General features: G+C 59.9%; 1 protein-coding gene. It reads left to right on the plus strand.

Annotated features, from left to right (window positions below; translation table 11 throughout):
- On the plus strand, window positions 1-282 hold a 282-nt coding region (locus AF337_RS07400), incomplete at both ends, for an alpha-L-rhamnosidase N-terminal domain-containing protein (protein WP_193393582.1).

Raw genomic sequence — 282 nt, forward strand, 5'->3', positions numbered from 1 at the left:
GGTATCGGTCGCATTTGATGTGGGGCGCCCAGGCGATCCCGAATTACTGGGGCGACAGGATCGGCGCTATTGCGGATCTGATCGGACCGGATGACACCGTTCTTTCCACCGACACCTCATGGCGAAGCGGCCTTCTGCCGATCCTGAAATCCGGAATCTACTTCGGCGAAATCTACGATGCCCGCCAGGAAAACTACTTGGAGAGCCATGGCACCGAGAGATTGCCCTTTGACAGGGCGCTGCTTGTCGCGCACGAAACGGCTGCGGTGCGCGAGTTGCCGC

It is taken from the genome of Rhizobium ecuadorense (assembly GCF_001187535.1).
In the GTDB taxonomy this organism is placed as follows: Bacteria; Pseudomonadota; Alphaproteobacteria; order Rhizobiales; family Rhizobiaceae; genus Rhizobium; species Rhizobium ecuadorense.